Source organism: Oceanicola granulosus HTCC2516 (genome assembly GCF_000153305.1).
GTDB classification, from domain to species: domain Bacteria; phylum Pseudomonadota; class Alphaproteobacteria; order Rhodobacterales; family Rhodobacteraceae; genus Oceanicola; species Oceanicola granulosus.
Window position 1 is genome coordinate 1,648,884 of sequence record NZ_CH724107.1, and the last position, 26,663, is coordinate 1,675,546.

The 26,663-nt window shown below is 69.5% G+C and carries 24 protein-coding genes; 15 read left to right on the forward strand and 9 right to left on the reverse strand.

The window, feature by feature from the left end:
• From OG2516_RS07795 to OG2516_RS07825, 7 genes are all read left to right on the forward strand, one after another.
• Entirely contained in the window at positions 1-2,052 is a 2,052-nt protein-coding gene (locus tag OG2516_RS07795; RefSeq protein WP_007255098.1) for a hydantoinase/oxoprolinase family protein, read from the forward strand.
• Positions 2,049-3,641: a hydantoinase B/oxoprolinase family protein gene (locus tag OG2516_RS07800; protein WP_007255099.1), complete on the forward strand. Its 1,593-nt coding sequence runs from the start codon at positions 2,049-2,051 to the stop codon at positions 3,639-3,641. Before OG2516_RS07795 ends, OG2516_RS07800 begins: the two co-directional genes overlap by 4 nt.
• Entirely contained in the window at positions 3,638-4,810 is a 1,173-nt protein-coding gene (locus tag OG2516_RS07805) for an NAD(P)/FAD-dependent oxidoreductase (RefSeq protein WP_007255100.1), read from the forward strand. Before OG2516_RS07800 ends, OG2516_RS07805 begins: the two co-directional genes overlap by 4 nt.
• A 12-nt stretch (positions 4,811-4,822) precedes the next feature.
• A complete protein-coding gene (locus tag OG2516_RS07810; protein ID WP_007255101.1) occupies positions 4,823-5,650 on the forward strand; it encodes an NAD-dependent epimerase/dehydratase family protein in 828 nt (275 codons plus the stop codon).
• Positions 5,651-5,979: 329 nt separating this feature from the next.
• Positions 5,980-6,705: a helix-turn-helix domain-containing protein gene (locus OG2516_RS07815; RefSeq protein ID WP_245544279.1), complete on the forward strand. Its 726-nt coding sequence runs from the start codon at positions 5,980-5,982 to the stop codon at positions 6,703-6,705.
• A 181-nt stretch (positions 6,706-6,886) separates the two neighbouring features.
• Positions 6,887-7,810 (forward strand): deoxyribose-phosphate aldolase, encoded by a 924-nt coding sequence (deoC, locus tag OG2516_RS07820; RefSeq protein WP_083788556.1) that lies wholly within the window; start codon positions 6,887-6,889, stop codon positions 7,808-7,810.
• 118 nt (positions 7,811-7,928) lie between these two features.
• Positions 7,929-10,259 (forward strand): aldehyde dehydrogenase family protein, encoded by a 2,331-nt coding sequence (locus tag OG2516_RS07825; RefSeq protein ID WP_007255104.1) that lies wholly within the window; start codon positions 7,929-7,931, stop codon positions 10,257-10,259.
• 77 nt (positions 10,260-10,336) lie between these two features.
• Here OG2516_RS07825 and OG2516_RS07830 read toward each other — a convergent pair whose 3' ends face one another.
• The 9 genes from OG2516_RS07830 to OG2516_RS07870 form a co-directional block, all read right to left on the reverse strand.
• Positions 10,337-11,020 carry a DUF1523 family protein gene (locus OG2516_RS07830; protein ID WP_007255105.1) on the reverse strand — a complete coding sequence of 228 codons (684 nt, stop codon included), beginning with the start codon at positions 11,018-11,020 and terminating at the stop codon, positions 10,337-10,339.
• Positions 11,021-11,031: 11 nt separating this feature from the next.
• A complete protein-coding gene (locus OG2516_RS07835; RefSeq protein ID WP_007255106.1) occupies positions 11,032-11,295 on the reverse strand; it encodes a hypothetical protein in 264 nt (87 codons plus the stop codon).
• 10 nt (positions 11,296-11,305) lie between these two features.
• On the reverse strand, positions 11,306-12,667 hold the full coding sequence (locus tag OG2516_RS07840; RefSeq protein ID WP_007255107.1) for a DUF6638 family protein: 1,362 nt from the start codon (positions 12,665-12,667) through the stop codon (positions 11,306-11,308).
• A gap of 37 nt (positions 12,668-12,704) precedes the next feature.
• A complete protein-coding gene (locus OG2516_RS07845) occupies positions 12,705-13,046 on the reverse strand; it encodes a hypothetical protein (protein WP_007255108.1) in 342 nt (113 codons plus the stop codon).
• On the reverse strand, positions 13,043-14,980 hold the full coding sequence (locus OG2516_RS07850) for an AAA family ATPase (protein ID WP_007255109.1): 1,938 nt from the start codon (positions 14,978-14,980) through the stop codon (positions 13,043-13,045). Before OG2516_RS07850 ends, OG2516_RS07845 begins: the two co-directional genes overlap by 4 nt.
• Before the next feature lie 10 nt (positions 14,981-14,990).
• On the reverse strand, positions 14,991-16,106 hold the full coding sequence (locus OG2516_RS07855; protein ID WP_007255110.1) for a hypothetical protein: 1,116 nt from the start codon (positions 16,104-16,106) through the stop codon (positions 14,991-14,993).
• A gap of 58 nt (positions 16,107-16,164) precedes the next feature.
• A complete protein-coding gene (locus tag OG2516_RS07860; RefSeq protein ID WP_007255111.1) occupies positions 16,165-17,241 on the reverse strand; it encodes a coiled-coil domain-containing protein in 1,077 nt (358 codons plus the stop codon).
• A 113-nt stretch (positions 17,242-17,354) separates the two neighbouring features.
• Positions 17,355-18,560, reverse strand: coding sequence for an aminopeptidase P family protein (locus OG2516_RS07865; protein WP_007255112.1), 1,206 nt, complete (start codon positions 18,558-18,560; stop codon positions 17,355-17,357).
• 171 nt (positions 18,561-18,731) lie between these two features.
• Positions 18,732-19,505, reverse strand: a complete 774-nt coding sequence (locus tag OG2516_RS07870; protein ID WP_007255113.1) for an alpha/beta hydrolase — start codon at positions 19,503-19,505, stop codon at positions 18,732-18,734.
• 71 nt (positions 19,506-19,576) lie between these two features.
• Between OG2516_RS07870 and OG2516_RS07875 the strand changes: the two genes are divergently transcribed.
• From OG2516_RS07875 to OG2516_RS07910, 8 genes are all read left to right on the forward strand, one after another.
• Positions 19,577-21,055 (forward strand): NAD-dependent succinate-semialdehyde dehydrogenase, encoded by a 1,479-nt coding sequence (locus OG2516_RS07875; protein WP_007255114.1) that lies wholly within the window; start codon positions 19,577-19,579, stop codon positions 21,053-21,055.
• Between the two features lie 129 nt (positions 21,056-21,184).
• Positions 21,185-21,640 (forward strand): universal stress protein, encoded by a 456-nt coding sequence (locus OG2516_RS07880; RefSeq protein WP_007255115.1) that lies wholly within the window; start codon positions 21,185-21,187, stop codon positions 21,638-21,640.
• A gap of 279 nt (positions 21,641-21,919) precedes the next feature.
• A complete protein-coding gene (locus OG2516_RS07885; RefSeq protein WP_007255116.1) occupies positions 21,920-22,252 on the forward strand; it encodes a hypothetical protein in 333 nt (110 codons plus the stop codon).
• Positions 22,253-22,371: 119 nt separating this feature from the next.
• Complete coding sequence (locus OG2516_RS07890; RefSeq protein ID WP_007255117.1) at positions 22,372-23,736, forward strand: S1 family serine peptidase; 1,365 nt, start codon at positions 22,372-22,374, stop codon at positions 23,734-23,736.
• Between the two features lie 100 nt (positions 23,737-23,836).
• Complete coding sequence (locus OG2516_RS07895) at positions 23,837-24,397, forward strand: NifU family protein (protein ID WP_007255118.1); 561 nt, start codon at positions 23,837-23,839, stop codon at positions 24,395-24,397.
• A 6-nt stretch (positions 24,398-24,403) separates the two neighbouring features.
• Positions 24,404-25,081 (forward strand): tRNA (adenosine(37)-N6)-threonylcarbamoyltransferase complex dimerization subunit type 1 TsaB, encoded by a 678-nt coding sequence (gene tsaB / locus OG2516_RS07900; RefSeq protein WP_007255119.1) that lies wholly within the window; start codon positions 24,404-24,406, stop codon positions 25,079-25,081.
• The gene (locus tag OG2516_RS07905) at positions 25,078-25,503 is read left to right on the forward strand and encodes a GNAT family N-acetyltransferase (protein ID WP_007255120.1); all 426 of its coding nucleotides are present in this window, start codon (positions 25,078-25,080) and stop codon (positions 25,501-25,503) included. The genes tsaB and OG2516_RS07905 overlap by 4 nt, the downstream gene beginning before the upstream one ends.
• A 162-nt stretch (positions 25,504-25,665) precedes the next feature.
• Positions 25,666-26,661: a BMP family lipoprotein gene (locus tag OG2516_RS07910; RefSeq protein ID WP_007255121.1), complete on the forward strand. Its 996-nt coding sequence runs from the start codon at positions 25,666-25,668 to the stop codon at positions 26,659-26,661.
• Positions 26,662-26,663: the final 2 nt, after the last annotated feature.

A 26,663-nucleotide genomic window follows, 5' to 3' on the forward strand; every position in this document is an offset into this window, starting at 1 on the left:
ATGACGGCAATCAATCTCGGCGTCGATATCGGCGGCACCTTCACCGACGTGGTCCTGGAAGTGGGCGAGCGCCTGCACTCGACCAAGGTACTCACCACCTATGCAGCGCCCGAGGAGGCCATCCTCGCGGGGCTCGCGCAGGTCTGCGCGCAGGCCGACGTCGAACCGGCGCGGATCACGCGGATCCTGCACGGGACGACCCTCGCGACGAACGCGCTGATCGAGCGCAAGGGTGCCAAGACCGCCTTCATCACGACCGATGGCTTTCGGGACGTGATCGAGATGCGCACCGAAAGCCGGTTCGAGCAGTACGACCTCAACCTCGTCTTGCCCGACCCGCTGATCGCGCGCGACTGCCGTTTCACCCTGCATGAGCGGGTCGACGCAGGCGGCAACGTACTGATTCCGCTGGACGATGCCGAGGTCGAGGCTCTCGCCGCTCGGCTGGAAGATTTCGACAGCATCGCGATCGGCTTCCTGCACAGCTACGCCAATCCGGAGCACGAACACCGCGTGGCCGACATCCTCGCCGCCCGCTTCCCCGCAAAGAGCCTGTCGCTGTCGAGCGAGGTGTCGCCCCAGATCCGCGAGTACGAACGCTTCAACACGACCTGCGCCAACGCCTACGTGCGCCCGATGATGGCTGACTACCTCGGCCGGCTGAAGGCGCGGCTGGCCGAGGCGGGCGCCGACTGCCCGGTCTTCCTCATGCATTCCGGCGGCGGCCTGATGTCCCTCGAGGCCGCGCGCCAGTTCCCGGTCCGGCTGGTCGAATCCGGCCCCGCGGGCGGCGCGATCTTCGCCGCCGACCTCGCGCGGCGGCACGGGCTCGACCGCGTGCTGAGCTTCGACATGGGCGGCACGACCGCCAAGATCTGCCTGATCCGCGGCGGGACGCCGAAGACGGCGCGGGTGTTCGAGGTCGCCCGGACCTACCGGTTCAAGAAGGGATCGGGCATGCCGATCTCGATCCCGGTCATCGACATGGTGGAGATCGGCGCCGGCGGCGGCTCCCTCGGCTCGGTGGATGCGCTCGGACGGATCCAGGCGGGCCCGGAAAGCGCCGGCTCCGAGCCCGGCCCCGCGGCCTACGGGCGCGGCGGCTCGCGGCCGGCCGTCACCGACGCCGACCTGATCCTCGGGCGCCTCGACCCGGACAATTTCGCCGGCGGCTCGATCCCGCTGAAGCCGGAGGCGTCGGAGACGGCGCTTGCCGAGCATATCGGGCAGCGCCTCGACCTCGACGCGCTGACGGCGGCCTACGGGCTTTCCGAAATGGTCGACGAGAACATGGCGAACGCCGCGCGTGTTCATGCCGTCGAGAACGGGGAGGACCTCGCGGGCTACACGATGATCGCCTTCGGCGGCGCCGCCCCGCTTCATGCCGGACGCCTGTGCGAAAAGCTCGGCCTGACGCGCCTGCTCGTGCCGCCGGGAGCGGGCGTCGGCTCGGCGATCGGCTTCCTGCGCGCGCCCTACGCGTACGAGGCGACGCGCAGCCTCGTCATGCGGCTCGACGCGTTCGACGCCGAGGCCGCGCGCGAGCTGCTCGCCGCCCTGCGCGACGAAGCCGAGAGCTTCGTGCGCGATTGCGCTCCCGAGGCGGACATCTCGACCGAGACGGTGCTGCACATGCGCTATCGCGGCCAGGGTTGGGACATCCCCGTTCCGCTCCCCGACCGGCTCGAGGCCGGCGCGATCCAGGAGGCGTTCGAGGCGGCCTACAGCAACCTCTTCGGCAGGACCGTCGCCGGCCTCGTGCCGGAGGTCACCGTGTGGGCCCTCTCGGCCGCCACGCCGCTGCGTCCGATCGAGCCGGTCGCCGGGGCGCCCGCCGGCGAGACGGCCACCGGCACCGAGCGTCAGCTCTTCGACGCTTCGACCGGCGCCCTCGCCGCGGCCGGCGCCCTCGAGCGCACCGCGCTCGGCGACGGCACCGTCATCGCGGGCCCTGCCATCGTGACCGAGGCCGAAACCACGATCATCGTGCCCCGCGGCTTCACCGCCAAGGGCCGCGCCGACGGCACCATCGACATCCGGAAGAGCTCATGAGCGTCGCCAATCAGATCATCTGGAACCGCCTGATCGCCATCGTCGAGGAGCAGGCGCAGGCGCTGGTGCGGACGGCCTTCTCCACGTCGGTGCGCGAGGCCGGCGACCTGTCCGCCGGCGTCTACGATCAGGCCGGCAACATGCTGGCCCAGGCCGTGACGGGCACCCCCGGTCACGTCAACGCCATGGCGGAGGCCGTCGGCCACTTCATCCGCGAGATCGGCGAGATGCACGAGGGCGACACCTACATCACGAACGACCCGTGGAAGGGCACCGGCCATCTGCACGACATCACCGTCGTCACGCCTGTTTTCCACAAGGCGCGGCACGTCGGCTTCTTTGCCTGCACCGCGCACGTGGTCGATATCGGCGGGCGCGGCTTCGGCGCGGACGGTGACTCCGTCTACGAGGAGGGGCTGCAGATCCCGATCATGCGCTTCGCCGACCGCGGCATGGTCGACGAGACGCTGATCCGCATCATCCGGACCAACACGCGGACCCCTGACCAGCTCGTCGGCGACATCTACGCCCTCGCCGCCTGCAATGACGTCGGCCTGGCGCGGCTGCGCGACACGCTCGAGGAATACGGCGCGGACGACCTCGAGGAGATCTCCGCCTTCATCCTCGACGCGTCCCGCACCGCCACGATCGAGCGCATCGCCGCTCTGCCGCGCGCCAGCGCGAAGGGGCACATGCGGATCGATGGCTATACCGCGCCCGTCGATCTCCACGTTCGGCTCGAGACGCATGACGACCACATCCTGTGCGACTTCGCCGGCACGTCGGGCACCGATCCGAAGGGGATCAACGTCCCCGAGGTCTATACCCGCGCCTATGCCGCCTACGCGCTCAAATGCACCATCGCGCCCGACATTCCCAACAATACCGCGAGCCTCGAGCCGTTTCGCGTCACCGCGCCGCGCGGCTCGATCCTCAACGCGCCGCGCCCGGCGCCCGTCGCCCTGCGACACATCATCGGGCACCTGATCCCCGATACCGTCTTCGACGCACTCGACCAGATCCTGCCGGGCCGTGTGCCGGCCGAGGGCGCGGGGGCCTTGTGCAACTTCCAGCTCTCGATCTTCGGCCCCGAAAGCGAGCACGAAGTGCTGACCTTCAACTCCGGCGGCACCGGTGCTCGGCCGACTCTCGACGGCCTCAACGCCACCGCCTTCCCCTCCGGCGTGATGACGATGCCAGTCGAGGCGACGGAGCATTCGGGGCCGGTCATTATCTGGCGCAAGGAGCTGCGCGCGGATTCGGGCGGCGAAGGGACCTGCCGTGGCGGGCTCGGCCAGCACATGGAAGTCGGCGTGCCCGACGGCCACAGGTTCGTCTTCTCCGCGATGTTCGACCGCGTCGATCATCCCGCTCGCGGCCGCGCCGGCGGCGGGGCCGGGGCGCCGACGATCGTCGAGCGCTCCGACGGGACCCGGCTGGGCGGCAAGGGACGGAGCGCCGTCCCCGAGGGCCAGACGGTGCGCCTCGCCTTCCCCGGCGGCGGTGGCTACGGCCCGCCCGAGAAGCGCCCGGAGGAGGCGCGCGAGCGCGACCGGCGGCTGGGCTATGTCAGCCGCGAGGACGAATGAGCGCCGACCGGCGAACCACCGACGTCGCCATCATCGGCGGCGCGATGACCGGCTCGGCCGTCGCGTGGTGGCTGACGCGCGATCCCGCCTTCACCGGGCGCGTCACCATCATCGAGCGCGACCCCACCTACGAGTGGGCCGCCACGACGCACACGAACAGCTGCATCCGCCAGCAGTTCGGCTCCGAGATCAACATACGGCTAAGTCAATTCACCCTCTCCTTCATGCGCGACATCAAGGACTGGATGGGCGAAGATGCCCCCTCCCTGCCCGTCCAGTCCTTCGGCTATCTGTACCTCGCAAGGGATGAACAATTCGCAAACGTGCTGCGCGAAGCCCGCGATTTGCAGGTTGGGCTTGGCGCCAGCACGGAGATCCTGACGCGACAGGAGCTGTCGCAGCGTTTTCCCTTCTACGTCACCGACGACGTCGTCCTCGCCTCGCACGGCACGCGCGACGAGGGCTACTTCGACGGCAACACCCTGTTTCAGCTGTTCAATCGCCAGGCGCGGCAATACGGTGCGACGGTCCTGCACGACGAGGTCGTCGGCATCGAAGGCACCGACCTGCGGCTGGCCTCGGGCGCCACGCTCTCTGCCGGCACGATCGTCAACGCCGCCGGCCCCCGCGCCGCCGAGATCGCGCGCATGGCCGGGAGCGACCTGCCCGTCGAGCCGCGCAAGCGCTACAGCTTCGTCTTCGACGCCGCCGAGCCGTTGCCGGTCGACCTGCCGTTAACCATCGATCCGTCCGGCGTCCACGTGAGGCAGGAGGGACGCTACTACCTCGCCGGCTGCCCGCCCGACGACGATGCGCCCGTCGCGCCCGACGATTTCGAGCTGGATCACGCGATCTGGGAAGAAAAGGTCTGGCCCGCACTCGCCGCGCGCATCCCCGCCTTCGAGCGGATCAAGCTGATGCAGAGCTGGGTCGGGCACTACGACTTTAACCATTTCGACCAGAACGCCATCCTGGGCCGACATCCGGACGCGCCGCAGCTGATCACGGCCGCGGGCTTCTCCGGCCACGGCTTGCAGCAGGCGGCCGGAATCGCGCGCGGGATCGCGGAGTTGATCGTGCACGGCCAGTACCGCAGCCTCGACCTCTCGCCGCTCGGGATCGAGCGCATCCACGACAACCGGCCCGCGCGCGAGCGGGCCGTCATCTGACGGAGACCCGCGATGAAGAAGATCGTCCTCACCGGCGCCGCCGGAAATCTCGGCCACGAACTGCGCGCCACGCTGGCAAGCATGGCGGCCGAGCTGGTGTCGACCGACATCGCCGAGCCGCGTTCGGAGCTGCTGGCGAACGAGACGTGGGTGAAGGCGGACCTCGCGGAGATGGACCAGATCGCGCCCCTTCTCGAGGGGGCGGAGATGGTGGTGCACTTCGGCGCCATCGTCGACGAGAAGCCGTTCGAGGAGCTCCTGGGGCCGAACTACATCGGCGCCTACAACATCTGGGAGGCGGCGCACCGTCACGGGCTCCGGCGAGTGGTCTATGCCTCCTCCATCCATGCCGTCGGGCTCTGCGAGAACAACCGCGGCATCGACACCGACGAGCCGCACCGCCCGGATACCTTCTACGGCCTCGCCAAGTGCTTCGCCGAGGACATGGGGCGGATGTACTGGGAGAAGCGCGGACTGGAGGCGGTCTGTCTGCGCATCTTCTCCTGCACGCCCGAGCCGCAAAATGCCCGCGCCCTCGGCAGCTGGCTGAGCTACCGTGACCTCAGGCAGCTGGTCACCCGCGCGATCGAAACCCCGACCGTGGGGTTCACCGTCGCCTACGGCGTCTCCGCCAATGACCGCGCGCCGGTTTCCAACGCGCGTGTCGGCTTCCTCGGCTACAAGCCGCAGGACAACGCCGAGGACTGGGCCGAGACGCTCCTGCCGCAGGCGCGGCCCGATCCGGCCGACCTGGCGCAGACGCGGGTCGGCGGGCCGTTCGCGACCGTCGCGCTCGGGGAGAGCGGCGTTGCCGGGATCAAGGCGCTGTCGGGCAAGTAGCCGAACTCGTCGGCCGGTCGCACATCTGATTTTCAGCTCTTCGTTCCGCACCTCCTTCCGCGTCGACGGCGGGGGCATGCCGCCGCGTTCGATTTGTCGCACTCGTGGCTAGCAGCCAAAGGTTGCGAAATCGTCAAGATTGATTTATGTCTTTTCACATATTTGAGGACGAGATTTTGTTGAAGAAGAGCGACCACCTGTTCGAGGAGCGCGTGGCGAACCGGCTTTCGGCGCGGGCTTTTCTCCGCGGAGGCGATGCCTTCCACCTGGTCCGCGCGTCTGTCGAGAGCCGCCGGCCGAAAGGTCTGATCTCGCGCGATTTTCCCATATTGCTCTGGATTCAGAACGGGCGCGTCCGGCTGCATCTCGAGAACGAGCGGATCGACCTGGTCGAAGGCGACGTGGTCTTCCTGCGGGTCACCGATGCCCATGCGCTGCAGGCGCGGGCGGAGGAAACGCTGGCGGTCCTGCTGGTGCTCGCGCCGCAGCTGGTCGACGAGATCGCGGCGCGGCACCGGGCGCTGCGGGGCCGGTTCTTCTGGAGCGACGCCCCGTCGCCCGCCCGGGTGCACCGCGACATCCGCCAGCTCGCCGCGCTCAACCAGGCGGCCCTGCGGCTCGACCGGAGCCGGCGCGATGCTCACGAGGCCGAGGCCTTCCTGCTTCCGTTCCTCGCCACGCTGCTCGACGGCGTGAGCGCGCTGCCGCCGGAGGCGCCCTCCTGGCTGGCCCGCGCCTGCGCGGCGGCGGAGGATCCCAAGACGTTCCGGGAAGGCGCCGCCGGTTTCGCGCGTGCCGCCGGCCGCGCCCACCCGCATGTCAGCCGCACGACCCGGCGCTTCCTCGGCAAGAGCCCGTCGGAGATCATCAACGCCCAGCGCATGGCCTACGCGGCGCGGCGGCTGACCAGCACCTCCGACAGCCTCGCCGAAATCGCCGCCGATTGCGGGATTCCCAACCTCAGCCATTTCCACAAGCTGTTCCGCAGCCACCACGGGGTCACGCCCCAGCGCTACCGCCGGGCTCACCAGCGGGATCTCGTTCAGCCGTCCTGACGCGCCGTCCCGCTTTTTACCGGTTGGTCAAACCTTGCCAAGCGCTGGACGAAGTGCGACCGTCCCGCCCGACAAGGGGGAGGCACACTTGGACACGACGCACAGCCCAGACCACACCGCCGAGGCGCCTGCCAAGGCGGCGGACCAGCTCCCCTCGCTCCACGAGCCGCGCAATCCCGGCATGGTGCTCGACCTCGCCTGGGTCCGCTCCGTGCAGGCCAACACCTCCGCCATCGAACGGCGCGCGGCCACGCTGCCGGGGCGCCGATCGGTCAAGAAGGCATACCAGGCCGCGTGGCTCTGCCGCGCGATCGCCTGCATCGACCTGACGACGCTGGCCGGCGACGATACCGAGGGCCGGGTTCGCCGGCTCTGTGCCAAGGCGCGCCAGCCGGTCTCGCCCGCGATCCTCGACAAGCTCGGCATGACCGGCCTGACCACCGGCGCCGTCTGCGTCTACCACGACATGGTCGAGACCGCCGTCGACGCGCTCAAGGGCACCAACATCCCAGTCGCCGCCGTATCGACCGGCTTCCCCGCCGGCCTGTCGCCCTTCCGCCTGCGCATCGCCGAGATCGGCGAGAGCGTCGCCGCCGGGGCGCGCGAGATCGACATCGTGATCACCCGCCGCCACGTGCTGCAGGGCAACTGGCAGGCGCTCTACGACGAGATGGCCGAGATGCGCGAGGCCTGCGGCGACGCGCACGTGAAGGCGATCCTCGCGACCGGGGAGCTCGGCACCCTCAGGAACGTGGCCCGCGCGAGCCTCGTCTGCATGATGGCGGGCGCCGACTTCATCAAGACGTCGACGGGCAAGGAGAGCGTCAACGCGACGCTTCCCGTCACCCTCACCATGATCCGCGCGATCCGTGCCTACGAGGAGCGCACCGGCGTCAAGGTCGGCTACAAGCCCGCCGGCGGCATCTCCAAGGCCAAGGACGCGCTCACCTACCTCGCCATGATGAAGGACGAGCTCGGCGATCGCTGGCTCCAGCCGGACCTGTTCCGCTTCGGCGCCTCGTCGCTTCTCGGCGATATCGAACGTCAGCTCGAACACCACGTCACCGGCGCCTACTCCGCCTCTTGGCGGCATGCGCTCGCCTGATCGGGCGGATCGTACAAGAATGGCTACATGGCAGGCCCTCCGATGAACCGACGCCTCCATCCTGCCAGCAAAAGATGACCAGGCCGTTAAACCGCGCCCCGCAGACAAGGACGCCCACATGACCGTCAAGGAAATCTTCGACACGATGGAGTACGGCCCCGCCCCCGAAAGCGCGGCCGAGGCCCTCGCGTGGCTCGTCGACATGGGCGGCCGGTTCGGCTGCTTCATCGACGGCGCCTTCACCGACCCCGGCGAGACCTTCGCCTCGACCAATCCTGCCACCGGCAACGACCTCGCCCACGTCACGCAGGCCACCCAGGCCGATGTCGACGCCGCGGTGCGCGCCGCCCGCAGGGCCCAGCCCGCCTGGGCCAAGGACGGCCACGCCCGCGCCCGCGTGCTCTACGCCATCGCGCGCCTGCTGCAGAAGCACTCCCGCCTCTTCGCGGTGCTCGAGTCGCTCGACAACGGCAAGCCGATCCGCGAGAGCCGCGACATCGACGTCCCGCTCGCGATCCGGCACTTCTACCACCACGCCGGCTACGCCCAGCTCATGGACGCCGAGCAGCCCGACCGCGAGGCCCACGGCGTCTGCGGCCAGATCGTGCCGTGGAACTTCCCGCTGCTGATGCTCGCCTGGAAGATCGCCCCCGCGCTCGCCGCCGGCAACACGGTGGTGCTCAAGCCGGCGGAGTATACGTCGCTCACCGCCCTGCTCTTCGCCGACATCTGCCGGCAGGCCGGGGTGCCCAAGGGCGCGGTCAACATCCTCACCGGCGATGGCCGGGTCGGCGAGATGATCGTCGCCGCCGAGGTCGACAAGGTCGCCTTCACCGGCTCCACCGGCGTCGGCCGCCGCATCCGCGAGGCCACCGCCGGCAGCGGCAAGTCCCTGACGCTCGAACTGGGCGGCAAGTCGCCCTACATCGTCTTCGACGACGCCGACATCGACAGCGCCATCGAGGGCCTGGTCGACGCGATCTGGTTCAACGGCGGCCAGGTCTGCTGCGCCGGCTCGCGCCTGCTGGTGCAGGAGAGCATCGCCGAAAACTTCCACACCCGCCTCAAAGCGCGGATGGACAAGCTGCGCGTCGGCGACCCGCTCGACAAGGCGATCGACGTCGGCGCCATCGTCGACCAAGTGCAGCTCGACACGATCACCCGCATGGTCGACGCCAACGCCGAGGGCGAGACCTACCGCGCCAACACCGCCATGCCCGCCTCGGGCTGCTTCTACCCGCCGACCCTGATCACCGGTCTCTCCCCCGCCGCGACGCTCATGCAGGAGGAAATCTTCGGCCCCGTGCTCGTCGCCACCACCTTCCGCACGCCTGCCGAGGCGGTCGAGATCGCCAACAACACCCGCTACGGTCTCGCGGCGACGCTCTGGAGCGAGAACGTCAACCTCGCGCTCGACATCGCGCCCAGGCTTAAGGCCGGGGTGGTCTGGGTCAACGGCACCAACATGTTCGACGCCGCCGCCCCCTTCGGCGGCATCCGCGAGAGCGGCTTCGGCCGCGAGGGCGGCTGGGAGGGCCTCGCCGCCTACACCCGCGCGCGCGGCAAGCCGGCCCGGCTCAAGCCGGTGCAGCCCCATTCCGGCGAGGGCGCGCCGCGCGATCCGCTCGATCGCACCGCCAAGCTCTACATCGGCGGCAAGCAGGCGCGCCCCGACGGCGGCTACTCGACCCCGATCCATGGCCCCAAGGGCGCGCTGCTCGGCCACGCGCCCAAGGCCAACCGCAAGGACGTCCGCAACGCGGTCGAGGCGATGAACGCGGCCAAGGGCTGGTCGGGCACGACGGGCCACCTGCGCGCGCAGATCCTCTTCTACCTCGCCGAGAACCTCTCCGCCCGCGCCGACGAGTTCGCCGAGCGTGTCGACACGATGACGGGCAAGGGCGGCGCCAGGGAAGTCGACGCCGCGATCCGCCGCCTCTTCACCTATGCCGCCTGGGCCGACAAGTACGACGGCGTCGCCAAGGGCGTGCCCCTGCGCGGCCTCGCGCTCGCCCTGAAGGAGCCCGTCGGCAAGATCGCCGCGCTCTGCCCCGACGAGGCCCCGCTGCTCGGTGCCGTCTCGCTGCTGGCCCCGGCGCTCGCGATGGGCAACCGCATCACCCTCGTCGCCTCCGAGCCGTTCCCGCTCGCCCTGACCGACCTCTACCAGGTGCTCGAGACGTCCGACGTGCCCGGCGGCGCGGTCAACATCCTGACCGGCAGCCACGCCGAACTGGCGCCCACCCTGGCCGACCACCTCGACATCGACGCCGTCTGGTCCTTCTCCTCGAGCGACCTCTCCGGCGAGATCGAGCGCCGCGCCGCCGCCAATCTCAAGCGCACCTGGGTCAACAACGGCCGCGCCCGCGACTGGGCGACCGCCGAGGGCACCGAGTTCCTCGACGCCGCCACCGAGATCAAGACGGTCTGGGTCCCCTACGGCGAATAGCCTCCTCTGTCCGGGAAATATCCCAGGGGGGTGAATGGCTACTCTGAGGGGGGGGGACAGCTTCCCCTCTGCCCCGCCTACCGCTTGTCCTTCGCCTTCCACGTATCGAGCCACCGCCGCAACCGCCCGCGCCGCTCCGCGATGCGGGCCTGGGCGCGGTCGAAGCTGTCGCCGGTGCGGTCGGCGAATGGGTCGACCGTGCGCTCGCGAAACTGCCGCCACATGGCGCGCACGAACAGGGCCGCCGCGAGCAGCAGCACCAGCAACACGACGTTCACCCACGGGATCGGGCGGTAGTCCGGCCCCGGCGCGGGGCGGATCGAGACGGCGTTGGGGTAGATCGAGGCGAAGCGGATACGCCAGCCGTAATGGGTAATGACGACCCAGTCGTAGGGCTCCGTCGTCGAGATGTCGGCGGCGGCCTCGGCCTGCAGGTCGGAGGAGTCGAACTTGAAGTAGGGCGGCCAGATCCAGCCGGTGTCCTCGTTGCGATAGACCATCGTCTCGCGGCCCGTGCGGATCAGCCCGAACAGGTAGGTCTGCACCCGCTCGGTGTTGATGAGCCGCAAATCGCGGGTGGTCTGCTCGACGGCGCCGGCGTCGGCCTGGGCGTAGAACAGCCGGTTGAAGCGCGAGAAGTCGGTGCGGATCACTTCCGTCGAGGTGATCCGGGCGACGTCCTGCTGGGGCAGGACGTAGTGCAGCAGCAGCCCCACGATCAGGATCGAGATCAGGCGGAGGACCCGGCGGACGTTGCGCATCGGGAGACCTTTCAGTTGATGAGGTAGATGATCGAGGCGACCGTCACCACCGGGACGACGTAGACGAGCAGGATCAGGCGTTTGCGCAGCGAGCGCTCGTACTCCTCCATGCCGCGCGCGATGTAGGCCTCGCGGTCCACCGCGTCGCCCTCGGGAGCGGCGTCCCAGCGCTCCTCCAGCTTCTCGCGCCGCACCGAGCGGGAATAGAGAGAGACGCAGACATAGACCACCGTCAGCGCCAGCAGGCCGAAGATCAAGAGCCGGATAAACTGCATCGCCGTCTCCCTAGCTGCGCCGCACCGCGCCCCACGGCCCCACCCGCGCGATCAGGTCGTCGGGCCGGGGCGCGGGCGGTGCGATATTCTGCGGCTCGTCCATCGACGCCTCGTGGCCGAAGAGCGCGTCGCGCGTGCCCGCCTTGTCGACTTGGTACTCGCGGGCGAGGAAATCCGCAACGTAGGCGCGCTTCTCCTCGGGCCAACGGGCATAGGCGTCGTAGAACGCCTCCTTGTGGCAGATGAACAGCTGGCGGATGTCGAGCGGCGACAGCTGCGCGAGCAGCCGGTTGACGAGATCGGCGTCGGGGACGGCGGCGGCGCGCAGGGTGTAGAAGTAGGCCGGGTGCTCGGAGGTGATGCGCGGCCACGGGCCGCCGTCCTCGGCCCAGCGGGCGAGCGCGGCGAGGCCGTGGTACTCCTCGGGCAGCCGCTCGGCATGGCGGCGGCCGAGCGCGCGCAGGTCGCGCCGGGTCGCGCCCCTGAGGTCCTCCCCCAGCCGCGCGGCGAGTTCGGCGACGACGAAATCCATCTTCTGGTACAGGATCGCGGCCGCATCGATGCCGCGCGCGCGCACGATCGGCTCGGCGAGACCGTTCACCTCGAGGAAGATCGCGATCTTGGTGCGGTCACGCAGGTCGTACACGCTCTCGATCGGCAGCGCGCCCAGCGCCGCCTTGTCGCCCGCGGCGATGGCGGCGGGCTCGGCCACGTCGCGGAAGATGTAGAGCCCGCCGAAATGGGCGGTCCAGAAATTGTCCTGCTCGAACTCCGTGTGTGCCAGCGCGACCGGGTTGCGCACCACGTCGCCGGTCTGTCGCGCCAGCTCGATCATCTGCGCGATCAGCACGTCGTCGAACCAGGCGTCGTCCTCCTGCTTGAACCGGTCGATCAGCCGCCCCAGCCGCCCCGCCGTCGCCACCGTCCCGGCCGTCGTGTCGGCCTCGACCTTGATCCGCCTTATGTCGAACAGCCGCGCCGGGCTCTCGACGCGGAACACCGAGTTGACCAGCTCTCCGGCCACCGCGTCCTTCGCGGTGAGCGCGAAGAGCTGGGCCTCGTTGGTCTCGATGAAGCTGCGCAGGATCGTCCGGCTGGTGGAGAACTTCGCGTTGAGCAGCGGCGCCCGCTTCTGCTCGGTCGTCAGCAGGATGAACTGCCGGTTCACCCCGTTGTGGTTGAGGTACAGCTCGTCATCCAGCTCCGCCCCGATTTCGGGCGAGAAGCCGGAGATGTCGACATGGAAGTCGCCCAGCGCCGTGCTCTTGCCGGTGAGGTGCATCAGCGCGCGGTTGTAGCGCTCGACCAGCACCGGCGACGTGACGTGGACGAGGTTGCCGAACATCAGGCCGCGTTCGATGAGGCGTTTCATGACAGGTCTCCGGGCGAGCGGATCGGGAGGAGAGCGGTCACCACGTCTCCTCCACCCAATGTTTCGGCAGCCCCGACACCGACAGCGCCAGGATCGGACCCCAGATCAGCGCCGAGGTGAGGCCGAGGCGAGCGAGGTGCCAGAGGCCCTCCCAAAGGCCGAGCGCGAACAGCTCCCGCAGGGCCAGCCCCTGCCAGAGGTAGAGCAGCAGGAACAGGCACGACGCGATCAGCCACATCAACAGGGTGGCCGTCACGGCGAGCCAGATCAGCGGCCGCACCCCCTCGCGCCAGCGCAGGGCCAGCAGGCGGGGGACGGCCCAGCCCAGCGTGGCGAGCAGGATCGCGGGGAGGATCAGGCTGCTGGAGAAGGCGCTCATCCATCGCCCCCGGCGAAGCGGCGGCGCGCCTCCTGCTGCCGGACCAGGTCGCGCACCATCGCCTCGATGGCGGCCTCGTCGGACTTGTCGGCGTAGCGGAACTCGCTGTCGGCGTAGCGGTTGATCTCCTGCACGACCATCTCCGTCGTGATCGGCCGGCGCAGCTCCTCGATCATCGCCAGCTTGCGCTCGTAGGGCTGGAACAGGAACGGCTCGGGCTCTTCCATCCACTCGTCGGGCAGCTCGAAGTCCATCGCCCGCACCTTCACCGCGTCGGTGATGTTCTTGATCGCGCGCCCCGTGAAGCGCGGGTCGGCCTCCTGGATCGCCTTGAGGTAGGTGCCGAGCCGGGCGATCGTGTCGAGCGCGCCGACCTGCGCGTGGACCTGCTCGAAGACCCGCGCGAGACCCTCCTCGTGGGGGCGGGCGTGGGCCTCGAAGGAGCGGGCGACGGCGCGCTTGATCTCCTGGTTGGCGTAGAGGTCGTGGTTCCCGAGGGGGATGTCGTGGTTCTTGCCCATGAGCAGGTGCAGGATGTCGATGTAGTCCTCGCGGCTCTGGGGGCCGTCGACGAGGAACCGGGCGCCGGCGCGCTGGCGCAGGGCGTCGTCGACATTCTCGGGGTAGTTCGAGAACATCCCGAAGGTGCAGTTGCCGCGCACCACGGTGTTGGCCCCGGCGAAGCTCTCCATCAGCACCGCGGTGATCTCGAGCTGGCCGGCGCTCGACTGGCGGTCGCCGCGCTTGCCGGCGAGCTGGTCGATGTCGTCGATGGTGCCGAAGCCGATCACCGACGGGTCGAGGATGGTGTCGATGAAGGCCTTGGCGTTCTGACCGGACTTGCCCTGGTAGGAGTCGATGTTGTCGGTGGAGAGGTTCTGGTAGCGGAACGGGTAGCCGGCGACCTGGCAATAGTCGTGGATCAGCCCGGCCATCATCTGGATCAGCGTCGTCTTGCCGGTGCCGGGCTTGCCGTCGCCCATGAAGGTGAAGATGAATCCGCCGAGCTCGGCGAAGGGGTTGAGCCGGCGGTTGAAATCGTAGGCCATGAGCATCTTGGCGAGCCGCATCGCCTGGTACTTGGCGATGTGGTTGCCGACGACCTCGTGCGGCTTCTTGAAGGTCATCGTCAGCTGCGTCGAGCGGGCGGCGCGGGCCGGGGCGAAGCCTTGCACGGTGAAGCCCGACTCCGCCACGCGCCAGCTCGCCGAGGTGAAGGGCTCGAGCCGTCCGGCGCTGGCGGCGCGGGCGGCGGTCTTGTCCATCACCTGCTCGGCGAAGGCGGCCACGGTGGCGACGCGGGCGGCGTCGCTGCTGCCGTGGGCAACGAGGTCGCGGTCGAGCTCCCAGAGCAGCCCGTGGAGGGCGAGCTGGTTGTTCTCGGTGAGGAATTCCTCGACCTCGCCCACCTCGACACTCTGCTCCGGGAGGTGCGCGGCGAGGTGGAAGGCCGTGGCCGAGGCGAAGACCTGGGCGGTGACGAGGGCCTCGGCGACGAGGAGCTCGGCAAACTCCTGCTGCCGCGCGGGCGGCAGCGCGCCCTCCAGGTTGGCGCGCTTGAGGTCGGCCAGCGCGGTGCGCTCGGCATAGTGCTCGGCGACGGCCAGCGCGATGGCGAGCGCGCGGCGCAGGGCGGCGAGCAGGCTCGCCTGCAGGGGCGAGACGAGCGGGTCGTCGTCGCCGCCCTCGATACGCTCGATCAGCCGCACGCCCTCGGTGCGCGCGGTGCGGCGGGTGACGAGGCCGGGGGTCGTCGAGCGAAAGGCGCGCCGCCCGCCGATGCCGGGCGAGCGCTCGCGCGCGGGCGCGGCGGCGGCATCGGGCCGGGCGATGCGGGGCGAGTGGTCGAAGCCCTCGAGCAGGGAGAGCGCGGCGGGGTAATGCTTGCGGATCTCCGCCTCGCCCAGCTCCATCGTGTCCGCGCTCCGCGCCATGTCCGCCTCCCTACCTGTAGCTCAGAACCTGCCCCGACGGCGCCACGACGAACTTGCGCACGCCGGAGAAGCCCGGCGGCCTCAGCTCGGCCAGCGCCTGGAACGGCCGTTCGGGCAGGATGATGGACCGCTCGGTGCGGCTCGCCCCCGTGTCGGCTCCCTGCCCCGCGAACGGATCAAGCGCGAAGACCTGCCGCTCCACGCGCCCGAACCACCCCTGCGAGACCTGCTCGGTCCGCTCGGCCAGCAGGTCTTCCTCGGTCCAGACCAGCGCCCAGTCCTCGCCCTCGGGCGCGCGCGCGGCGGCGAGCACCTCGCGCAGCGGGCCGGACTGGCGGGTGAAGGCGTGGGAATACATGGGGCCGACGTGGAAGCGGCGCAGCCGCTTGGGGTGGAGATCGTCGAAATCCGTGTCGAAGCCGCGCGCGATGGTGAGCAGCTTCAGCCCGCTCACCGACTGCGCCATGAGGTGCTGCTGCACGCCGGGCCAGCGCCGCTCGTCCTTGGGCAGGCCGATCCGGCCGGTGTCCTCGACGTCCATCAGGTAGATCTGCGGCAGGTTGACCTCGCTGTCATATACCGCCCAGTGCAGCAGGAAGCGGCGGCGGTCGCCCTCCGTCGACTGCCACAGCGCCTGCGGATCGTTGCGCGCCCAGAACAGCCCGCCGCGCGCGAGCTCCTCGTAATAGAGCCGCTGCGACAGGGCGAATTGCAGCTTCGTCGGCACGCTCAGTCCGCCGACGATCGCGCGCACCATCTCGTCCTTCAGCGCCTCGACCGACGGCATCCCGGCCAGGTGCGTGCGCGCCTGCATCGCATCGTTGGCCATCGCCATCAGCTCGGAGAAGACGGGAAAGCCGCTCTCGACCCGGTCCATCGTCAGCCGCCCGGCATGGGGCCAGCGGCCGGCGAAGTGGTACTTGTGGGCGAGCGCGCGGAAGGTCAGCGTCAGCCCGGTGAGGTAGCGCGCGAGGATGTCGACCTCGGCCCGCGCCAGCCGCCGCTCCGCCTCCATCACCCCGGCCACGCGGGCCAGGTGGCGGGTGATGCGCGCGAACTTCGCGAAGTAGCGCCGGGTAACGCGCGTGTCCTCGAGCCGGAAGTGATCGAGCTGGCTGTCACTCATCGCGCGGACCCCGAGCGGCGGACGCCTCCGGCGGGCATATTTGCGGCCAGATGAAGCCTCACGCGCCGTACTGGTTGGAATCGTGCTTCTCGACGATCTTCTGGAAGCGGCGGATGAAGCGCTCGTCGGCCTTGGCCTTCTGCTCGAGCACCTCGCGGGCGAAGACCATGTGATCCTCGTGCGCCTCGAGCATGTCGGCCATCCGCGCGTTCGTCGCCGAGCCGATCGCCGCCATCGCCGTCTGCGCCTCCTGGTCGGTCTGCACGCCGATCTCGTTGATCCGGTGCGCCACGTCCTGCTGCTGGGCGGTCTTGAGCGACTTGGTGAGCGCGTCGTAGAGCACCACGCGCTGCTTGGTGTCGGTCTGCAGCTTGTTGATCAGCACCATCTGCGTCGCCGCCTGGTTCTGCAGGCTGTCGATCCAGGTCTTGCCCTTCTCGATGTAACGCTCGAGCGTCTGGCTCTTGGCGAGCTGCACCTGCTCGTCGCGCACCAGCTCGTTGTGGCGGGTGTTGAGGCGGGCGAGCTCGGTCTCGAGCTTGGTGCGCTCGCCGGCATCCTGCTCGACAGCGATGCGGTTCTCGAGCTCGATGATCTGCGGGTCCATCCGGCGCACTTCCTCGCGCACCGACTCGAGCGAGGCGACCGTCTGCTCGCGCTCCTCGAGGGTGGCCGACAGGTTGGCCCCGACCTTCTCGCGCTGTTCGTTGAGCAGGGCGAGCTGGCCCTCCAGCAGGCGGGTGATGGTGTCGGACTTGGCGATCAGGTCCTGCAGCTTGTCGTCGACCGAGGCGGTGCGCATCCGCTCCTGGCGCATCGAGTCGGACTTGGCGCGCGAGAAGATACCGACGAAGCTTTCCCAGCCGGTCTTCGAGCGCATCTCGTCGAAATCCTTGGAGAACGCGGCGGTGACGTCGTCGAGGCCCATGATGAGCTCGGCGATGTTGGCGTTCATCAGCTCGGTGTGGGCGTGGACGTCCTCGAGCGTCGCGTTCTCGATGTCGACGGCAATGTCGTCGCCCTGCGCCATCTTCTGGCGCGCCGCCTCGATCCGGGTGGTGAGCTCGGAAATCTTGCTCTGCGCCTCGGCCACCTGGGTCTGGCTCTCGCGGATCTGGGCGTCGAAATCGGCCATCTGGTCCTCCCGGATGCTACGCTTTCCTCAACGGAACATCCCGAGGTTAGCGGGCTTTGCGAGGCCCGTGTAGCCGAAAAGGCCCGCGCCCCGGCGGGGCGCGGGCCGGTGCGTCAGCCGATCACGTTGTGGCCGGGGCCGTAGGGGAAGCCGGTGATGTTCTCCGCCTCGTCCTCGGTGATGATCAGGATGTCGTGCTCGCGGTAGCCGCCGGCGCCGGGCTGGCCCGCGGGGATGGTCAGCATCGGCTCCATCGACACGACCATGCCCGGCTCGAGCACGGTGTCGATGTCCTCGCGCAACTCCAGCCCCGCCTCGCGGCCGTAATAGTGCGACAGCACGCCGAAGGAGTGGCCGTAGCCGAAGGTGCGGTATTGCAGCATGTCGCGCTCGGCGAGGAAGTCGTTGATCTTGTGCGCGATCTCGGCGCAGCTCGCGCCGGGGCGCAGCAGCGACATCCCGTATTCGTGCGCGGCGACGTTGTGCTCCCAGATGGTGCGGCTGGCGTCGTCGACGTGGCCGACGAAGAGCGTGCGCTCGAGCGCGGTATAGTAGCCCGAGATCATCGGAAAGGTGTTGAGCGACAGGATGTCGCCGGGCTCGAGCCGGCGTGCCGTGACCGGATTGTGCGCGCCGTCGGTGTTGAGGCCGGACTGGAACCAGACCCAGGTGTCGCGGTACTCGGCGTCGGGGAAGCGGCTGGCGATCTCGAGCTCCATCGCGTCGCGCCCGGCCATGGCGATGTCGATCTCGCGCGCGCCGGGACGGATCGCGTCGCGGATCGCCTCGCCGCCGATATCGGCGACCTGCGCGCCGTGGCGGATCAGGGCGATCTCGGCCTCCGACTTGTGCATCCGTTGGCGCATGGCGAGCTCGTGGATCGGCGTGCGGCGCGAGGGGGCGAGAAAGTGGTCGAGCTTGTCGAGCTGGGCGAGCGACAGGTGGTCGCCCTCGAAGCCGATGGCGCGACCCGTCCCGGCGACCGACGCGACGGCGCGCCAGAAGTTGTCGCGCGTCCAGTCGGTGTAGGTGAGGTTGTCGCCATGGCAGCGCCGCCAGGGCTGGCCGGCGTCGATCCCGGCGGAGATGGTGACGGACTGCTCGGGCGTGACGACGAGGCCATAGGGGCGGCCGAAGGCGCAATAGAGAAAGCCGGAATAGTAGGCGATGCAGTGCATCGAGGTGAACAGCGCGGCCTCGATGCCCGCCTCGGCCATGGCGCGGCGCAGGCCGGCAAGCCGGGCTTCGTACTCGGCGGGCGCGAAGGGCAGCGCGGCCTTCTCGCCATTGTGGAAACGGTAATGCTGTGGACGGTCCATGGGCGGCCTCCTGAAGAGGTCCCGGCGTACAGGACGAGAGGGAACACACCGGCGCGACGCCATCGCGGCGGGTGTGGCTAGATGACAGACGGCGGGTCCTCCGGTCAAGGACAGGGTGCGGGGCGCGACACGGCGAGTCGTAGCAGGCAATCGTTGAGAATTGGTTGACGGCTATACGAGCAGCGTGCGGCAGAGCCGGGAGTGCCTGTCGGCCAGTCCGTCGATGACGTCGAAATGGTGCCGCTCGGGCTCGATCACGCGCAGCACGTCCCACGCCTCCGCCAGCCAGCCGGCCTGGTCGACGAAGGCCGGCCGCTCCTGTGCGCCGACCCACACCGTCACGGGATGCCCCGCCGGCGTTCGGTGGATCGGGCTCTCCGCCTCCGCCTCCGCCGCGTCGATGCGCAGGTCGGCGTTCATCGACGTCTCCATCAGCGGCGCGAGGTCGGCGAGCGGCGAGATCGGGACGACCTTCTCGATCCGCCCGCGTGTTGCGAGGTCGATGTCGGTGCAGGCCATGCGCGCGACGAGGTGGCCGCCCGCGCTGTGGCCGGTCAGCCGCACCGGGCCGGCCACCAGCTCCGCCGCGCAATCCACCGCGCGCGCGATCTGGCGCGTGATCTCGGCGATGCGCACCGACGGGCACAGATCGTAAGACGGCATCGCGACGGCCCAGCCCGCCGCGACCGGCCCGGCGGCGAGCCAGGACCACGTCGACTTGTCGAAGCGCAGCCAGTAGCCGCCGTGCACGAACATGACCACGCCGCGCGGGGCGCCCTCCGGCAGGAACAGGTCCAGCCGCTGGCGCGGGGTGTCGCCGTAGGGGACGTCGAGCCGCCCGCGCGTCGCGGCGCGGAAGTCGGCCGCGGCACGCTCCCAGCGCGGGGGGTAGGTGTCGGCGTTTGCGATGAAGCGCCCGTTGGCGTAGGCATCGTCGAGAGTCATGCTTGCCCCTTTTTCTCCGCACCGCGCGGGCTCTGGGGGCCCGGCGACGCCACACCTTAAGGGAGGTCATCATGCTTGACGACACCACAGATTTCACCGCGCTCCTGTCCGACCCGAGCCTCGTCTGCAGCCAGGCCTTCGTCGGCGGCAAGTGGGTCGATGCCGCGTCCGGCGAAACGTTCGACGTCACGAACCCGGCGCGCGGCGACGTCATCGCGCGCATCCCCGACCTGTCGCGCGAGGAGGTCGCCGAGGCGATCGCCGTGGCCGACCGCGCCCGTCACGCCTGGGCGGCGAAGACGGGCAAGGAGCGCGCGGCGGTGCTGCGCAAGTGGTTCGACCTGATGATGGCGAACCAGGAGGACCTCGCGATCATCATGACCGCCGAACAGGGCAAGCCGCTCGCCGAGTCGCGCGCAGAGATCGCCTATGGCGCCGGGTTCATCGAGTGGTTCGGCGAGGAGGCCAAGCGCATCTACGGCGAGACCATCCCGGGCCACCAGCCGGACAAGCGGATCACCGTGCTGCGCCAGCCGATCGGCGTCGCCGCCGGGATCACGCCGTGGAACTTCCCGAACGCGATGATCACCCGCAAGGTCGCCCCGGCCCTCGCCGCCGGCTGCTCCTTCGTCATCCGCCCCGCCTCGCAGACCCCGCTCTCGGCGCTCGCGATGGCGAAGATCGCCGAGGAAGCCGGCGTGCCGGCCGGCGTGTTCAGCGTCGTCACCTCGACCAGCGCCTCGGAGATCGGCCGCGAGTTCTGCGAGAACCCGAAGGTGCGCAAGCTGACTTTCACCGGCTCCACCGAGGTCGGCCGCATCCTGCTGCGCCAGGCCGCCGACCAGGTGATGAAGTGCTCGATGGAGCTCGGCGGCAACGCGCCCTTCATCGTGTTCGACGACGCCGAAATCGATGCCGCGGTGCAGGGCGCCATCATGTGCAAGTTCCGCAACAACGGACAGACCTGCGTCTGCGCCAACCGCATCTACGTGCAGGACGCCGTCTACGACACCTTCGCCGAGAAGCTGAAGGCCGAGGTCGAAAAGCTGTCCGTCGGCGACGGCCTCGACGACGGCACGCAGCTCGGACCGCTGATCGAGCCGGCGGCGATCAAGAAGGTGCGCGAGCACCTGCAGGACGCGCTCGACAAGGGCGCCAAGATCCTCACCGGCGGCGAAGCGCACCCGCTCGGCGAGCAGTTCTTCCAGCCCACCGTCGTCACCGAGGCGAACCAGCAGATGAAGGTCGCCACCGAGGAGACCTTCGGCCCCTTCGCGCCGCTGTTCCGCTTCAAGGACGAGGACGAGGTGATCGAGCTCGCCAACGACACGATCTTCGGCCTCGCCTCCTACTTCTACGCCAAGGACCTGTCGCGGGTCGTCAAGGTGCAGGAAGCGCTGGAATACGGGATCGTCGGCGTCAACACCGGCATCATCTCCACCGAGGTGGCCCCGTTCGGCGGCGTCAAGCAGTCCGGCCTCGGGCGCGAAGGCTCGCGCCACGGCATCGAGGATTATCTGGAGCTGAAATACATCTGCACCTCCGTCTGATCGAGCCAAACCCGCGGCCGATCCCGGCCGCGGGACCTTCCTGCCACGGAAATCTTGCCAATTCGTTGACGCGCAACGCGATTGCCTATCGCCGCCGCGGACGGCAGAGTGCGGCGCAGGAGGAGTTGGATGCGCAAGTTCCTGGTCGTGCTGGATGACAGCCGCGAATGCCTGAACGCCATGCGCTTCGCCGCCATGCGCGCGGCGAAGACGGGCGGCGGCGTCACCGTGCTGTCGGTCGTGACGCCGGAGGAGTTCAACCACTGGATCGGCGTCGGCGACATCATGCGCGCGGAAGCCCGCGAGCGGATTGAGGTGCATTTCGAGGTGTTTGCCAAGTGGATGCGCGACCGGCAGGGCGTCGACCCCGAGCTGGTGATCCGCGAGGGCGAGTTCGTCCCCGAGATCCTGTCGCTGGTCCGCGAAGACAGCTCCATCGGGGTGCTCGTGCTCGGCGCGTCGGCCGACAAGAAGGGCCCCGGCCCCCTCGTCACCCAGCTCAGCCGCAACGCCGGCAGCCTGCCCGTGCCGATCACCATCGTGCCCGGCGACATTTCGAAAGAGCGGCTCGAAGCGATCACCTGAACTGAACAGGTCAGTCTGCTTTCCTGCACAGCAGCAGCATCAACAACATAATCCGAACTGAACTGTGCAGTTCGGCCCGGTTGGGGCCGCCCGTCCGTGCGCGGCTGCACAAGACCCTCACCCCGGTCCGCCGCCCGGCAGTTCAAGAGGCTGTCCCGTCCTGTCAGTGTCGTTTTTTCGTGATCCGTCATGCACTTCCACCGGCCCCGCCCGCGCCCGATCTGTCTTCCACGAGATGGCGATCCTGCCGCTCGCGACACGAACTCGAAGGACAGACAGATGAAAAACGTGCTCCTCGCCACCCTCCTCGCAACCCTCGGCACCGCGTCCGTGGCTTCCGCGGACAGCTACTTCTCGATCACCGAAGCCCAGGGCGACAGCGCCATCATCGAGCTCGGCAGCGTCGTGTCCGACGCCGACGGCAGCGTCGACGTCTACACGCTCGAAGGCGGCGAGCTCGGCACGCTGATCGGCAGCCGCAGCGTCCACGCCGGTGCCAACACCAACGTCCGCGTGCCCGTCAATTCCGCGCCGGTCGGCGACGTCGTCGCCGTGCTGACGGCCAACGGCGAAGTGCTGGCCGAGACCCGCATCGACATCGACCGCAACTGATCGCTTCTCCCGAGCGGTGCCCCTGCCCGGGCGCCGCTCGCTACTTTCGCTCGCGGCACCACTGTTCCCGCGCGCCCCGGCGGCTAGGTACCTGGCAAACCAGATCAGGGAGTCCTGCCATGACGCTTCTCTTCCGCTGCCTCAGCGCCCTCGTCCTGTTGCTCCTGCCGCTCACGGCGAGCGCCCAGCAGGTCAACCTCCGCGGCCCATTCAACGCGAACGCGATGTCGTCGCAAGACATCCGCTTCCTGCAAGGCGTGCTCGCGCTGACGGAAGACTACGACGGGCTGATGAACGGCCGCTTCAACGACCGCACCCGCCAGGCGCTCGACGCGTACATGCGCCGCGAGCTGGGCCTCGACCGCTACAGCTTCGCGGACATGCGTCCGCTGCTGGAGCAGTTCATCGAAAGCGAGGGTCCGATCGGCTGGAAGACGGTCGAGTGGATCGAAGACGAGATGTCTCTGGTGCTGCCCGCCGGGCTGCTGACGGAAGGCTCGACCCAGAACAACGACGCCGCCGCCGTCCTGGAAGGGCCCGACACCTCGTTGCGCGTCGCCTTCACCGATCAGGGCTTCGACAAGATGCGCGACCAGCACGACCGGCTGCTGAGCAACACCGCCTCCTCGCCCGAGGCCTACACGCTGCGGCGCGACGATCGCTGGGTGACGGCGATCCTGCACGAGCGTGACAACCAGTACGTCTACCTGCGCTCCGACCGCATCGACGGGATCTACCAGACCGTGCGCCTGCGCGTCGATCCGCCCGAGCAGCACCGCCTCCAGATGATCGCCTCGTCCATCGCGCGCGGCCCCGGGATGCCGTTCTCGGTGACGGAAGGCGGCGTGCTCTGGCAGATCATCAACGGCAGCCCGGAGCCGGCGCCCGTCGAGCCGGAGCCGCGGCCCCGCGTCGGTCCGGCGGTCGGCTCGGGCGTCTACATCAACAGCACCGATATCCTGACCGGCGCGCGCCTGCTCGATTACTGCCCGGAGCCGCGCCTGGGCGAGCGGCGTCTGCGCCGCGTGGCCGTGAACGACGAGCTCGGCCTGATGCTGCTCTCGAACGGCCCGCGCAGCGAGGCCTGGGCACCGATCGGCTCGGAGCGGCTCAACCACGGCGCGCGGATGCGGATGCTGGTGCCCGGAGCGAACGATTCCCTGACCGAGCGCCCCGCGCAGGTGCTCACCCGCGGCAACGACTGGCTCGCGCCCGGTCAGGCGCGGCTCGAGGTGCAATCGGTGCCCGGCTCCGTCGGCGCGGCGCTCGCCGACGATCGCGGGCACCTCGTCGGCCTCACCCTCAGCGGGCGCGAGATCGAAGGGCCGGACGTCGGCAACGGGCGCGAGATCGTCATCGGCGCCGAGGCGATCGGCGGCTTCCTCTCCAGCGCCGGGGTGCTCTACGAGCCGCGGTTCTCGGGCTTCTCCCGCACCGCTCCCGCCCCGCTGCAGGAGGCGCTGGTCTCGATCCAGTGCGATTGACCTGCCGCGTCGCCGGGCAGGCTGGAATCGTTCTAAGGAGTCCTTGACCGGGCGCCTGCGAGCCCGCATATCCAGTCGGTGAGCCCGAGAGGATAATGCGATGTTCATCCAGACCGAATCCACGCCCAACCCGGCGACGCTGAAATTCCTGCCCGGCGAGGCGGTTCTCGACGCGGGCACGGCAGATTTCGCGTCGCCCGAAGCGGCCAACACCTCGCCCCTCGCCCGCCGCATCTTCTCGGTGCAGGGCGTCACCGGCGTCTTCTTCGGCACCGACTTCGTGACCGTGACGAAGGACGAGGCGACGGAGTGGGACCATGTCAAGCCGGCGATCCTCGGCGCGATCATGGAGCACTACCAGTCCGGCGCGCCGGTGGTCGAAGGCGCCGAGGGCGCGACGGGCCATGCCGAGCACACCGGCGAGGACGGCGAGATCGTCGCGCAGATCAAGGAGCTGCTCGACACGCGCGTTCGTCCGGCCGTCGCCCAGGACGGTGGCGACATCACCTTCCACGGCTTCGACCGGGGCGTCGTCTACCTGCACATGCAGGGCGCCTGCGCCGGCTGCCCCTCCTCGACCCTGACTCTCAAGATGGGCATCGAGAACCTGCTGCGGCACTACATCCCCGAAGTGGTCGAGGTCCGGCCCGTCGCCGCCTGACGGGCCATGCCGACGGCCGATCTCCGCACCCTCGTTTTCGACACCTCGGCCGCGCATTGCGCGGCCGCTCTGTCATCGGGCGGAGCCGTGCTGCACTCGGCGGTCGAGCCAATGACTCGCGGGCAGGCGGAGCGCCTGATCCCGCTGATCGAAGAGCTTCAGGCCGCCGACGGGACCGGCTGGGACGATATCGCCGCCATCGGCGTCGGCATCGGGCCGGGCAACTTCACCGGCATCCGCATCGCCGTCGCCGCCGCGCGTGGGCTGGCGCTCGGCCTTGGAGTTCCGGCCATCGGACTGTCCAGCTTCGAACTCGCCCGCGCGCCCGAAGATACACCGGCCGAGCTCGTTCTCCTCGAGGCGCCGCGCGGCGGCGCCTACGCCCAGCTCTTCGCCCACGAGCGCCCTGCGCAGCCCCCCGAGCTCATCGATCCGTCGGCCCCGCCGGCCCGGCTCGCCCGCGGCGGTCTCGTGGTCAGCGGCCACCGCGCCGCGGAGGTCGCCGCCGTGCTGGGTGGCAAAGTCGGTGACGCGCCGCCCGGCGACCTGCCGCACCGGCTCAGCCGCCTCGCCTTCTGGAAGCTGCGCCATGGCTACGACGTCGGCCAGCGCCCCGCCCCGCTCTATGTCCGCGCCGCCGACGCCGCGCCACCGTCCGATCCGCCGCCGGTGATCCTGCCGTGACGCCCGGCAGCGCCGATGTCGCGGCATGGCTGGCCGAGCTGCACGCCCGCGCCTACGGCGACAGGCCTTGGAGCGCGGAGGAGTTCGCCGACCTCCTCGCCAGCCCCGGTGCGCTCCTCGTCACCCGGCCGGCGGCCTTCCTCCTCGCCCGCCGCAGCTTCGACGAGGCCGAGATCCTGACGCTCGCGACCGACCCGGCCGTCCGCCGCTCGGGCAATGCCCGCGCCTGCCTCGACGAGTTCCACGAACGCGCCCGGACCGACGGAGCGGTCGATGCCTTCCTCGAGGTTGCCGAAGACAACGCGCCGGCACGCGCTCTCTACGCCGCCGCAGGCTACACCGAGGCCGGACGCCGCCGCCGCTACTATCCGCGCCCGGGCGCCCCGGCGGCCGACGCGCTGGTGCTCTCCCGTACGTTGTGACCCTCCGTCATGCCCTTGGTGGCGCTAACGCGGCTGCCTCTGCGGGAAAAATCTGTTGACCCTCTTTCGCCCCCGTTGCCTTATCCTGTGCATGAACCGACATACTCGGCTCGAATGAACAGGGCGTTACCAGCGCCCGGAAATTCTGACAGGGAGACCTCCATGACTTTCATGCCCAAGCTGCTCGGCACCGCCGCGGCCCTGGCTCTTTCCGCCGGCGCCGCGCTCGCCGATCCGGCGCTGATTTTCGATCTCGGCGGCAAGTTCGACAAATCGTTCAACGAATCCGCCTACAACGGCGCCCAGCGCTGGGTGGAAGAGACCGGCGGCTCCTACAACGAGGTCGAGCTGCAGTCCGACGCGCAGCGTGAGCAGGCCCTCCGCCGCTTCGCCGAGAACGGCAACGACCCGATCGTCATGGCCGGCTTCTCCTTCATGACGCCGCTCGCCGAAGTCGCGCCCGACTACCCCGACACCACCTTCGTGATCATCGACGGCGTGGTGGAAGCGCCCAACGTGAAGTCGATCATCTTCTCCGAGCACGAGGGCTCCTACCTCGTCGGCATGCTCGCCGGCATGGCCTCCGAGACCGGCACCGTCGGCTTCGTCGGCGGCATGGACATCCCGCTGATCCGCAAGTTCGCCTGCGGCTACGCCGAGGGCGTCCTGGCGGCCAATCCCGACGCCACCGTCATCGCCAACATGACCGGCACCACGCCGGCCGCCTGGAACGACCCGGTGCGCGGCTCCGAACTGACGCTGGCGCAGATCGGCCAGGGCGCCGACGTCGTCTTCGCCGCCGCGGGTGGCACGGGCTTGGGCGTGCTGCAGACGGCCGCCGACGAGGGGATCTACTCGATCGGTGTCGATGCCAACCAGAACTACCTGCATCCCGGCTCGGTCCTGACCTCGATGCTCAAGCGCGTCGACAACGCCGTCTACGACGCCTTCATGGCCGGCGACGAGATCGAGACCGGCCTCGCCATGCTCGGCGTGGCCGAGGATGGTGTCGGCGCCGCGATCGACGAGCACAACCAGGACCTCATCACCGACGAGATGCAGGCCGCGCTCGACGAGGCCCGCGCAGGCATCGAGGCCGGCGAAATCGAGGTGCACGACTACACCTCCGACGAAAGCTGCCCGTCCGTCTCCTTCTGAGG

Coding starts and splice junctions, on each gene's coding strand:
- OG2516_RS07825 (WP_007255104.1), top strand. CDS start 7,929: ATGACCGTCAAGGAAATCTTCGACACGATGGAGTACGGCCCCGCCCCC.
- OG2516_RS07880 (WP_007255115.1), top strand. CDS start 21,185: ATGCGCAAGTTCCTGGTCGTGCTGGATGACAGCCGCGAATGCCTGAAC.
- tsaB (WP_007255119.1), top strand. CDS start 24,404: ATGCCGACGGCCGATCTCCGCACCCTCGTTTTCGACACCTCGGCCGCG.
- OG2516_RS07895 (WP_007255118.1), top strand. CDS start 23,837: ATGTTCATCCAGACCGAATCCACGCCCAACCCGGCGACGCTGAAATTC.
- OG2516_RS07875 (WP_007255114.1), top strand. CDS start 19,577: ATGCTTGACGACACCACAGATTTCACCGCGCTCCTGTCCGACCCGAGC.
- OG2516_RS07890 (WP_007255117.1), top strand. CDS start 22,372: ATGACGCTTCTCTTCCGCTGCCTCAGCGCCCTCGTCCTGTTGCTCCTG.
- OG2516_RS07860 (WP_007255111.1), bottom strand. CDS start 17,241: ATGGCCGATTTCGACGCCCAGATCCGCGAGAGCCAGACCCAGGTGGCC.
- deoC (WP_083788556.1), top strand. CDS start 6,887: ATGGTGCTCGACCTCGCCTGGGTCCGCTCCGTGCAGGCCAACACCTCC.
- OG2516_RS07830 (WP_007255105.1), bottom strand. CDS start 11,020: ATGCGCAACGTCCGCCGGGTCCTCCGCCTGATCTCGATCCTGATCGTG.
- OG2516_RS07840 (WP_007255107.1), bottom strand. CDS start 12,667: ATGAAACGCCTCATCGAACGCGGCCTGATGTTCGGCAACCTCGTCCAC.
- OG2516_RS07910 (WP_007255121.1), top strand. CDS start 25,666: ATGACTTTCATGCCCAAGCTGCTCGGCACCGCCGCGGCCCTGGCTCTT.
- OG2516_RS07800 (WP_007255099.1), top strand. CDS start 2,049: ATGAGCGTCGCCAATCAGATCATCTGGAACCGCCTGATCGCCATCGTC.
- OG2516_RS07835 (WP_007255106.1), bottom strand. CDS start 11,295: ATGCAGTTTATCCGGCTCTTGATCTTCGGCCTGCTGGCGCTGACGGTG.
- OG2516_RS07850 (WP_007255109.1), bottom strand. CDS start 14,980: ATGGCGCGGAGCGCGGACACGATGGAGCTGGGCGAGGCGGAGATCCGC.
- OG2516_RS07805 (WP_007255100.1), top strand. CDS start 3,638: ATGAGCGCCGACCGGCGAACCACCGACGTCGCCATCATCGGCGGCGCG.
- OG2516_RS07885 (WP_007255116.1), top strand. CDS start 21,920: ATGAAAAACGTGCTCCTCGCCACCCTCCTCGCAACCCTCGGCACCGCG.
- OG2516_RS07795 (WP_007255098.1), top strand. CDS start 1: ATGACGGCAATCAATCTCGGCGTCGATATCGGCGGCACCTTCACCGAC.
- OG2516_RS07810 (WP_007255101.1), top strand. CDS start 4,823: ATGAAGAAGATCGTCCTCACCGGCGCCGCCGGAAATCTCGGCCACGAA.
- OG2516_RS07865 (WP_007255112.1), bottom strand. CDS start 18,560: ATGGACCGTCCACAGCATTACCGTTTCCACAATGGCGAGAAGGCCGCG.
- OG2516_RS07870 (WP_007255113.1), bottom strand. CDS start 19,505: ATGACTCTCGACGATGCCTACGCCAACGGGCGCTTCATCGCAAACGCC.
- OG2516_RS07845 (WP_007255108.1), bottom strand. CDS start 13,046: ATGAGCGCCTTCTCCAGCAGCCTGATCCTCCCCGCGATCCTGCTCGCC.
- OG2516_RS07855 (WP_007255110.1), bottom strand. CDS start 16,106: ATGAGTGACAGCCAGCTCGATCACTTCCGGCTCGAGGACACGCGCGTT.